This is a genomic window from Roseisolibacter sp. H3M3-2 (genome assembly GCF_029211165.1).
Classification (GTDB): Bacteria; Gemmatimonadota; Gemmatimonadetes; order Gemmatimonadales; family Gemmatimonadaceae; genus Roseisolibacter.
Genome location: NZ_JARGEK010000182.1, coordinates 1 through 9,206, shown reverse-complemented (window position 1 = coordinate 9,206; position 9,206 = coordinate 1). Strand labels below are relative to the sequence as shown.

Annotated in this window: 10 protein-coding genes; all 10 read right to left on the bottom strand. The window is 76.6% G+C overall.

The genetic code is table 11. The features are described 5' to 3' along the window. Positions 1 to 210: 210 nt before the first annotated feature. Positions 211 to 3,108, bottom strand: a complete 2,898-nt coding sequence (locus tag PYV61_RS15010; protein ID WP_275832954.1) for an EAL domain-containing protein — start codon at positions 3,106 to 3,108, stop codon at positions 211 to 213. Positions 3,109 to 3,291: 183 nt separating this feature from the next. Continuing rightward, the gene (locus tag PYV61_RS15005; protein ID WP_275832952.1) at positions 3,292 to 4,683 is read right to left on the bottom strand and encodes a S8 family peptidase; all 1,392 of its coding nucleotides are present in this window, start codon (positions 4,681 to 4,683) and stop codon (positions 3,292 to 3,294) included. Positions 4,684 to 4,791: 108 nt separating this feature from the next. Further along, complete coding sequence (locus PYV61_RS15000) at positions 4,792 to 5,007, bottom strand: hypothetical protein (protein ID WP_275832949.1); 216 nt, start codon at positions 5,005 to 5,007, stop codon at positions 4,792 to 4,794. Between the two features lie 39 nt (positions 5,008 to 5,046). Next, a complete protein-coding gene (locus tag PYV61_RS14995; RefSeq protein WP_275832947.1) occupies positions 5,047 to 5,493 on the bottom strand; it encodes a hypothetical protein in 447 nt (148 codons plus the stop codon). Between the two features lie 55 nt (positions 5,494 to 5,548). After that, positions 5,549 to 6,142, bottom strand: coding sequence for a hypothetical protein (locus PYV61_RS14990; protein WP_275832945.1), 594 nt, complete (start codon positions 6,140 to 6,142; stop codon positions 5,549 to 5,551). A gap of 38 nt (positions 6,143 to 6,180) precedes the next feature. Next, on the bottom strand, positions 6,181 to 6,954 hold the full coding sequence (locus PYV61_RS14985; protein ID WP_275832944.1) for a hypothetical protein: 774 nt from the start codon (positions 6,952 to 6,954) through the stop codon (positions 6,181 to 6,183). A gap of 51 nt (positions 6,955 to 7,005) precedes the next feature. Next, positions 7,006 to 7,512 carry a DinB family protein gene (locus PYV61_RS14980; protein ID WP_275832942.1) on the bottom strand — a complete coding sequence of 169 codons (507 nt, stop codon included), beginning with the start codon at positions 7,510 to 7,512 and terminating at the stop codon, positions 7,006 to 7,008. Positions 7,513 to 7,522: 10 nt separating this feature from the next. Beyond that, a complete protein-coding gene (locus tag PYV61_RS14975; RefSeq protein ID WP_275832939.1) occupies positions 7,523 to 7,900 on the bottom strand; it encodes a hypothetical protein in 378 nt (125 codons plus the stop codon). Positions 7,901 to 7,998: 98 nt separating this feature from the next. Beyond that, positions 7,999 to 8,565 carry a hypothetical protein gene (locus PYV61_RS14970; protein ID WP_275832937.1) on the bottom strand — a complete coding sequence of 189 codons (567 nt, stop codon included), beginning with the start codon at positions 8,563 to 8,565 and terminating at the stop codon, positions 7,999 to 8,001. Positions 8,566 to 8,793: 228 nt separating this feature from the next. Further along, a partial coding sequence (locus PYV61_RS14965) for a cupin domain-containing protein (protein ID WP_275832935.1) occupies positions 8,794 to 9,206 on the bottom strand: 413 nt, incomplete at its 5' end.

The following is a 9,206-nucleotide window of genomic DNA, read 5'->3' as shown; positions in this document are numbered from 1 at the left end:
GGCGGCGCGTCGGGCGCGGTCCGTCCGGCGGGGCGCGGCGCGGCGGGGGCGCAGGCGGCGAGCAGCACGACGCCGGCGGCGAGGAGGCGGCGCATGGCGGTGCGGGTGCGGGGCTTCGGTGGGTCGCGGGGGACGCCGCACACGCTCGCCGCGCACCGTCACGGGGCGCGCGGGCGCGCGTAACGCGCCGGTACCGCCGCCGCGCGTGCGCTACGCCGCCTCGACCGCCCCCGCCGCCAGGAACGCGCGCAGCGCGTCGGCGTCCATCGGCCGCGCGTAGCGGTAGCCCTGCGCCAGCCGGCAGCCGAGCGCCACCAGCGCCGCGTGCTGCGCGTCGGTCTCGACCCCCTCGGCGACCGTCTCCAGCCCGAGCGTGTCGGCCATCGCGACGATCGACCGCGCGAGCGCCGCGCGCCGCCCGCTCCCGTCGAGCCCCGCGGTGAAGGTGCGGTCGATCTTCAGCAGGTCGACCGGGAGGCGCTGCAGGTAGGCGAGCGACGAGTAGCCGGTGCCGAAGTCGTCGAGCGCCAGGCGCACGCCGAGCGCGCGCAGCGCCTCCAGCCGCCGCAGCGCGGCGTCGAGGTCGCCGAGCAGCACGCTCTCCGTCACCTCCAGCACCAGCCGGCGCGGCGGCAGCCCCGAGTCGCGCAGCGCGTCGGCGACGGTGCGCGCGAAGTCGTCGCCGGCGAGCTGGCGCGCCGACACGTTCACCGCCACCGACGGCGCCGCGTCGCCCCCCGGCCACCGCGCGGCCTCGTCGCACGCGCGCCGCAGCACCCAGCGGCCGAGCGGGACGATGAGGTCCGTGCTCTCGGCGAGCGGGATGAAGGTCGCCGGCGGCACGAGCCCGCGCGCCGGGTGGCGCCAGCGCACCAGCGCCTCGACGCCGCGCGTGGCGCCGCCGCGCAGGTCGACGATCGGCTGGTAGTGCAGCACGAGCTGGTCGCCGGCGATCGCCGCGCGCAGCTCCCCCTCCAGCTCGAGCCGCTCGACCGCCGCCGCGTGCAGCGCCGGCGCGAACAGCTCGTAGCGCGCGCGCCCCTGCGACTTGGCGCGGTAGAGCGCGAGGTCGGCGTTGCGCAGCAGGTCGTCGGCGCCCTCGCCGCCGCGCGCGAGCGCGATCCCGACGCTGGCGCCCAGGCGCAGCGGGCGCCCGCCGACGCGGAACGGCACGCCGAGCGTCGCCACGACGCGCTTCGCCACCAGCACCGCCTCCTCCTCGCCGCGCACGGCGGGGAGCAGCATCGCGAACTCGTCGCCGCCCAGGCGCGCCACCGTGTCGCTGCCGCGCGTCGCCGCCAGCAGGCGCGTCGCCACGCTGGCCAGCAGCTGGTCGCCGGCGGCGTGGCCGAGCGAGTCGTTCACCGTCTTGAAGTCGTCGAGGTCGACGAGCAGCAGCGCCGTGCGCCGCGCGTCGTCGCCCGCCGCGTCGGGCGCGCCCAGCGCGCGCTCGGCGCGCTCCTGGAAGCGGGCGCGGTTGGCGAGCCCGGTGAGCGGGTCCTCGTAGGCGCGGCGCCGCAGCTCGGCCTCCAGCGCCTTGCGCTCGGTGATGTCGGCGATGACGCCGATGGTGCCGACCACGCTCCCGCGCTCGTCGCGGAACGGGACGCCGCCGACCTCGGCCCACACGCGCGTCCCGTCCTTGCGCACCAGCTGCATCTCGTAGCGCCCGGCGGCGCCGTCGAGCTGCCGCGCGCGGTGGGCGAGGAAGGCGTCGCGCTCCTCGGCCGGCACCAGCAGCTCGTGCCCCACGCCGGCCACCAGCTCGCCGACGTCGCGCCCGGCGATCTGCGCGGCGCGCGAGTTGGCGTACACGATGCGGTCGGCGGCGTCGGAGATCACCAGCCCCTGGTCGATGCTCTCGACCACGGTGCGGAAGCGCGCCTCGCTGGCCGCGAGCCGCCCGTTGGTCTCGTCGCGCGCCGCGATCTGCGCCTGCAGCGCCGTCGCCTGCGCGTGCAGCTGCCGCCGCGCCCGCGCGTCGTCCGCCGTGCGCCGCCGCAGCACCTCCGCCCAGTACGCGACCACCGCCACCTGCAGCAGCGCGATCCCGAAGTGGAACGCGATCTTGGCCAGCGACACGCTCGCCGGCTCGAAGAACGCGCGCCCGCCCGGGTGCACCCCCGCGTTGTGCCAGAGCGCGAACAGCGAGTGCTGCGCGATGATCGCCAGGACGCCGGGCCACACCGCCCGCCAGTCCTGGTAGACCAGCATGGCGCTGGTGGCGGTGAAGAAGAAGAAGTGCATCTCCGCCAGGCCGTCCATCTGGTGGATGTGCAGGGCGCAGAACGCCTGCAGCGCCACCCCGGCCAGCACCCGCGTGACGAACGCCCCCGGGCGGCGCCACGCGGCGAGCGCGAAGCCGCCGGCGGCGAGCGCCGTCACGGCGAGCGTCTCGGGCCACGTGCCGTGCACGCCGCCCAGCGCCAGCGCCAGCACGACGTGGAACGCGAGCAGCCCGCCGATGTACCGGTCGCCGCGGCGCCGCAGCTCGGCCAGCGCCCCCTCGCCGTCGTCGGGGTGCTCGCGCGCCGCGTCCACCGCGCGCTGCGTCCCGGTGGCGGTCGACGGCCCGAGCACCGCGGCCGTCTCCAGCTCGGCCATCGCCATGCGCGCCAGCTCGCGCAGCCCCTCGACCTCGTGCGCCGTCCACACGCGCGGCGCGACGTCCATCGCGCAGAGGGCGCCGAGCGTCTCGCCGGCCGCGGTGGTGAGCGGCACGCCCGCGTAGGCGGCGACCTCCAGCTCGTCCACCGCCGGGCTCCCCGCCAGCAGCGGGTGCTCGGCGGTGCGCTCGACCACCAGCGGCGCGCCGGTGGCGGCGACGTGCTGGCAGATCGAGTGCGAGAGCGGCGTGCCGCGCCCCTCGGCGGCCCACCCGCGCACCCCCGCCATGCCGGCGAAGTGCTGCCGCCGGTCGTCGACCAGCGTGACCGCCGCCGACGGCACGTCCAGCAGCTGCGCGGCGAGGCGCGACAGCCGGTCGAGGACGGGGTTCGACGCGCCGTGCAGCACCCCCGACGCGCGGACGGCGGCGAGGCGGCTGGGCGCGCCGAGGCGCGCGGGGTCGGCGCCCGGGGGCGCGGCGGGTTCGGGCGGGGCGGTCACGGAAGTCGGGGATCACCCCTAGGTGTCGGCGCCCCCGCCCCGCTTCGCCGCCGCGACACGATGACGATTTCGTGAGGCGGGCGCGCCTGCCGCATCGCGACCGCCACACGAGGGCGCCCGCGGACGCGCGAAGGGGCCGGCCCTCCGGGGAAGGCCGGCCCCTTCGTCAGATCACGGATGCGATCAGAAGCCGCTGACGTTCAGGCGGCCGCCGGTGACCGTCTTGCCGCTCAGCGACGCCGTCGGGAGCGCGCTGCTCAGGATGGCCGACTTGATGCTCGCCGCGCTGCTCCCCGGGTGGTACGCCGCGTACAGCGCCACGGCGCCGCTGACGTGCGGCGTGGCCATCGAGGTGCCGCTGTAGCTCGCGTACCCCGAGGTGACGCGGTTCCGCGAGCCCGACGGCACCGTCGAGACGATGCCGCTGCCCGGCGCGCCGATGTCGATCGTCGTCGAGCCGTAGTTCGAGAACGAGCTGATGCCGCCGGTGCTCGTGATCGACGCGACCGAGAGGACGTTCGCGTTCGGGTACTCGGCCGGGTAGCACGCGCTGGTCTCGCAGTTGTACGTGCTGTTGCCCGCGGCCGCGACGAACAGGATGTTCGCGTTGTTCGCGCGCGCGATCGCGTCCTGCAGCGCCTGCGAGAAGCCGCCGCCGCCCCACGAGTTGCTGGTGGCGACGAGGTTGATGCCGTGGCGCGTCTTGAGGTCGGTGAAGTAGTCGACCGCCTTCACCGCGTTCGCCGTCGTGCCGCCGCGGCTGCCGAGGAACTTGGCGTTCATCAGCTTGACCTTCCAGCAGACGCCGGCCACGCCCGTGCCGTTGCCGCCCGTCCCGCCGATGGTGCCGGCGACGTGCGTGCCGTGGTCGTCGCCGGTGCCGTCGAACACGCTGCTGTTGTTGCCGTCGAAGTCCCAGCCGTACACGTCGTCGACGTAGCCGTTGCCGTCGTCGTCCCTCCCGTTGCCGGCGGTCTCGCCGGGGTTGGTCGCGGCGTTGGCGGCGAGGTCCGTGTGCGTGTACATGTAGCCCTCGTCGATGATGCCGACGTACACGCTGGAGCAGTCGGTCTTGTTGGCCGCCCACGCCGCCGAGGCGCCGCTGCCGTACGTGCCGGTCATCCCCCACAGCTGGTTGCCGGTGACGTACGTGTCGTTCGACGTCGCGTCGACCGTGTAGACCCAGTTGGGCTCCGCGTACTCGACGTCGGGATCCTCGCGCAGCCGCGCGATCGCGTCCGGCGTGCCGAGCCCCGTGCGGACCAGCGTCAGCCCCTCGTCGTCGCCGGCGCGGCGCATGGTCGCCGTGAGGATGCGCTCCTGCGCGTTGGCGTTCGCCCGCGCGAGCGCCCGCCCGCGTCCCTCGGCCGAGGCGCCGGCGCGGAACTTCACCAGCGCCTCGCCCGGCACGAACTCGGGCGCCCGCCCCTGCGACACGCTCGCGTCGCGCGACGGCGCCTCCGACGGCGCCAGCCCCGCGGTCGGGTCCGTCGAGCACGCGGCGACCAGCGCCAGCGACGCGAGCGCGGCGGCGCCCCGGCCCCCCGCGTATCCCCCTGCAGTCCGCACGTTCACCAGATCCCTCCGGCGTTGAACATCTGTGTGCCGGGACGTCCCGGCCCAGCGATGGTGCAGGCCGGAGGGGGATCCGTCAAGGAAACGGCGACGCCTCCGTGACCCCGGTCACCCGGACCGGGTACGCGCGCGCGACAGCTCGGCGAGCAGCGCCGCGTCGTCGAGCGACGTCCGCCAGTCCACCGGCAGCTCCAGCCGCTCCGACTGCGCCCCGCCGCTCGGCGTGCACACGACCGCCACCTTCCCCTCCCCCGGGTCGGCCAGCGCCTCCACGCAGCTCCACGTCAGCCCGTCCTCGTCGGTCACCTCGCGCGGCGTCTCCATGTGCTCCCGGTGCGTGTCGTTCCGTGGGGGAAGGCCCGGTCAGGGGCGGCGGATCACGAGCCCCAGATTCACGAGTCGCGCCCACAGCTCGCCGGCCACCCCGTCCTCGCCGCTCTTCAGCTCGCGGTAGGGGCCGCGCACCAGCCCGCCCAGCTCGCGGTTGCGCCACTCGCCGGTGAGCACCACGCGCGACTCGCCGCGCGACCCGGTCACCTGCGCGCGGAAGACCGCGTCGGCCTCGCCGCGGTGCGAGAACGGCTCGGACTCGGGCGCGGTCCCCGACGTCAGCGTCTCGCGCACCGTGTAGCCCTGCGCGCGGAACGCGGCCAGCGTGCGCCGCACCGCGGCGTCGCGCGACACCGGGAGGTCGATGCGGACCTCGCGCTCCATCGGCGCGCGCCCGAGCAGCCCGGCGCAGCCGGCGGAGGCGGCGGCCAGGGCGAGGGGGAGGGTGGCGCCGAGACGGCGCGCGGCGGCGGGGCGCATGTGCCCCGCCGCCGCGCACCCCCCGTGCCGCGTCGCCGGCCGGGACGCCGTCGGGTCAGCGCCCCGTCGCCAGGCGCAGGCGCTCGCCGGCCAGGCGCAGCTGCTGGTCGGCCAGCGCCTGCGCGCGCGGCTTCAGCGCCTCGACCACCTCGGCCGGCGTCTGCGCGGCGAGCTTGGCCAGCCCGTCCTCGCGCCCCTGCTTGATCTGCGCGACCATCGGCGCCGGCATCTGCCCGTTCGTCTCCATCGCGCTCGGCACCATCGCCGTCGCCAGCTCGCCGAGGTGGCCGCGCACGAACTGCCAGCGGTCCTCGCTCACGCCCGCCGCCGCGGCGCCGGCGGCGCGCGTGCGGCGCTCACTCGCCGCGTCGAGCGCCGACAGCGTGTCGGTCCCGCTCTTCGCGGCCTTGAGCTGCGCGCCCGCCTGCCGCACCGCCTCCAGCTCGGCGTCGAGCCCCTTGGCGTAGCGCTCCACGTCGGCGGCGACGAGCGGCGCGTCGGTCGGCTCGGCGGGGGGCGCGGCGGGGGCGGCCGCGGGCGCCTCGACGGCGGCGGCGGTGTCGGCGGAGGTCGTGTCGGTATCGGCGGCGTCGCCCGTCGCGCCGCAGGCGGCGAGCGTGGCGAGCAGGAGGATCGTCGGTCGGAGCATCGGGGCGGGTTCGGAGGGTGTCGGGTGCTGCACGGACACTACCCCGGGCCCGACCCGCTCCCCATGGGGCACCCGACCCAGGTCGTGTTCGCCTCGTGTGCGGCGCGCTGGAGGAGCCGCGCCGTCGCCTCCGGCACCGGCACGCGCGTCCCCGCCACGCGCACCTCGGCGGGGAGGGCGCGCGCGTCGCGTCCCGTCACCCGCTCGTACAGCACCAGCGCCGCGAGCCAGGTGCCGAGCGGCGACGGGTGGAAGCCGTCGGCGCCCCAGAGCGCGAGCGACGGGTCGTCGCGCCACGCCACGCGCCACGCCTCGCCGGCGGGCGCGAACACGCCGTCCACCGCGCACGCGGCGGCGCGGTACGACTCGCGCACCGCGTCGAAGTCGCCGGCGTTGGCGCGCGCGGGCCACACCATGTACAGCGCCGGCCGCGCGCCCGCCTCGCGGATCGCCGTCGCCAGCGCGCGGGCGCCGAGGACCAGCGTGTCGCGGTTCACCCCGCGCGACGAGGGGCCCTGCTGCATCACGACGTACGCCCACCCGCCGCGGCGGATGGCGGGCACCGCGTCGCTCAGCCCCGCGGCGTGGTCGACGAGGGCGAAGTCGGGGCGCGCGACGGCGGCCGTGCGCACGGTGTCGCCCCCCGCGGCGGCCAGGTCGGCCAGCGTGCGCGGCAGGTCGTTGACGTAGGTGAGGCTGTTGCCGACGAACAGGACGTGGTGGCCGCCGGGCGGCAGCGGCCCCACGCCGGCGTCGGCCGCCCCGCACGCGAGCACGAGCAGGGCGGCGAGGGATGGCCGGAAGAGGCGCATGCCCGTGGGACCATCCCGCCCGCCCCCCCGGTCACCCGCCGAACAGACTCCTTACTTCTTCTCGTCGGCGGTCGGGCCGTACATCCCGGGCACCGGCACGTCGCGCAGCCGCAGGTACACGCCGAGCTGCGCGCGGTGGTGCACCAGGTGGTTGAGCACCGTCGTCTGCCACATGTGGTAGCGCGACGCCGTCTGCTGCGCCTCGCCGCGCGCCTTGAGCGTCCACGGCTCCAGCCACTGCGCGTCCTCGGTGGCGGCGACGGCGGCCCGCGCCTCGGCCGCCCCCCGGTCGAACAGCTCCAGCAGCTCGCGCGTCGGCTGCACCGAGTAGCCGGCCTGCGTCGGCCCCTCGATCGGCGCGATGTCGAGCTCGGGGCGCTGCAGCACCATCGCCGTCCACCCGGGCATGCGCGCGATCAGCTGCGCGAGGTGCTTGATCGGGAACGACTTCGGGTGCGGGCGCCACTCCCCGTCCTCGTCGGGGGTGCGCTCCAGCACGCGGCGGGTGACGGCGAGCTCCTGCTCCAGCTGCGGCCCGAGGAGGTCGGCGATGCGCACGGGGGCCACCTCAGGCGATGTCGGGGGCGGTGAAGTCGAAGGCGACGACCGCCGTCGCCTCCTCGCCGTCGCGCCCCGCCGGGTGGACCAGCTCGAGCACCAGCGCCGACGCCGGGAGGACGGCGGGGACCTTGTCGAGGAAGTCGTCCCAGCTCTCGGTCCCCTCGACGAGGTCGATGATCGCCTGCTGCACCTTCTGGTCGTCGCCGACGAAGGAGTCGGGCTCGGCGAGCGCCAGCTCCCCCTCCCAGTCGATGAAGAAGCGGACGTGCTCGCACGTCTGCTCCGACGGGCCGTCGGCCGCGGTGTAGACGGGGGCGGCGCAGACGGGGCAGTGCAGGTCGTCGAGGCCGTGCTCGACCTCGACGCGGGCGCGGGACGCGGGCATTGCGCGGGGGGTTGGGAATGAGAGCGGGGGCGGAGTCCGGATCGGACCCCGCCCCCCGCCTGCACGGCGCGCGCCGCTCGTGGTCGGCCGCCGACGGCTCAGCCGTTGACCGCGACGAGCTCCATGTAGGCGATGTACGCCTTCGCCACGCTCCCGAGGCGCGCCTTGAGGGCAGCGGCCGACGCGGGGGCGAGCTCGGCGAACGGGTCGCCGGCGAGGCGCTTCTTCATCTCCGGGTTGGCGGCCGACACGTCCATCTCCTGCGGGCCGTCGATCTTCCCCTGGAAGTCGAGCGTCGAGAGCACGCGGTGGAGGGTGGCGCGGAGCTGCCGGTAGCGGGCGACGGGGAGCCCCGCCGCCTGGGCGCCGCCGGCGGCGGTCGCGTCCTCCCACTCCGCCTGCGCGGCCTTCGCGCGCTCGGCCGGGGTCTTGGCGGCCCGCCCGCGCTCGCGCGCGGCGACGACCAGCTGCGCCTCGCGGGCGATGCCGCGCTCGTACGCGTCGAGGTCGGCGTCGGTGAACGCGAGCGGGGCGGTGACCGGGCCGCCGCCGCGGGCGGCGCTCGTGAGGAGCACCGAACCCGCGGCGGGGCTCGCGCCGCTGCTGGCGATCAGCGCGAGCGCGGCGGCGCGGCGCGCGGCGCGGACGAGGGTCGTGTGGAACATGCGGACGACTCCGGGACTGACGATCTATGACGTCGTGAGGATCTATGCGTGCAGCGCGCGCTCGGTAGCGCGGCGCGACGACCCGAATATCCGGGAGGCGGGTGGGGGGCGGTATGGGGCGGTCGACCCATGAGCGTCCACCTGCGACCTGCGACCTGCGACCTGCGACCTGCGACCTGCGACCTCACGGCCGCTCTCGGGTCGCAGGTCGCAGGTCGCAGGCGAGCTTCACCGCGTCCCCGGCGAGGGAATCGACAGCGGCCCCTCCCGATCGCACACGAACGTCGCCGTGAACGTCACCGGCTCGGTCGCGCTCGCGTTCGCCGAGACGGTGTGCGCGACGCCCGGCGCCTCGTAGAAGCTCTCGCCGGCGCGCACGACGACCTCGGGGCCGTCGGCGACGCGGGTGCGGAAGGCGCCGCGCACGACGTGGCCGACGACGGGGCACGGGTGCGCGTGCGGCGCCGAGGCGCCCCCGGGCGGGTAGGTGACCTCGACCACGTGCACGCGCAGGCGCGCGCCGTCGAGCGCGGGGAGCGCCTGCTGGAGCGCCACGCGCGTGCGCGCGGCGGGGCGGCCGGCGGCGAGGTCGAGCGCGGCCAGCGCGACCGCGACGCGCCCCTGCGCCAGCACGAGCCGGT

Bases quoted from the DNA above. Each gene is read 5' to 3' on its own strand.
- PYV61_RS15000 (WP_275832949.1), bottom strand. From the start codon at position 5,007: ATGGAGACGCCGCGCGAGGTGACCGACGAGGACGGGCTGACGTGGAGC.
- PYV61_RS14995 (WP_275832947.1), bottom strand. From the start codon at position 5,493: ATGCGCCCCGCCGCCGCGCGCCGTCTCGGCGCCACCCTCCCCCTCGCC.
- PYV61_RS14990 (WP_275832945.1), bottom strand. From the start codon at position 6,142: ATGCTCCGACCGACGATCCTCCTGCTCGCCACGCTCGCCGCCTGCGGC.
- PYV61_RS14985 (WP_275832944.1), bottom strand. From the start codon at position 6,954: ATGCGCCTCTTCCGGCCATCCCTCGCCGCCCTGCTCGTGCTCGCGTGC.
- PYV61_RS14975 (WP_275832939.1), bottom strand. From the start codon at position 7,900: ATGCCCGCGTCCCGCGCCCGCGTCGAGGTCGAGCACGGCCTCGACGAC.
- PYV61_RS14970 (WP_275832937.1), bottom strand. From the start codon at position 8,565: ATGTTCCACACGACCCTCGTCCGCGCCGCGCGCCGCGCCGCCGCGCTC.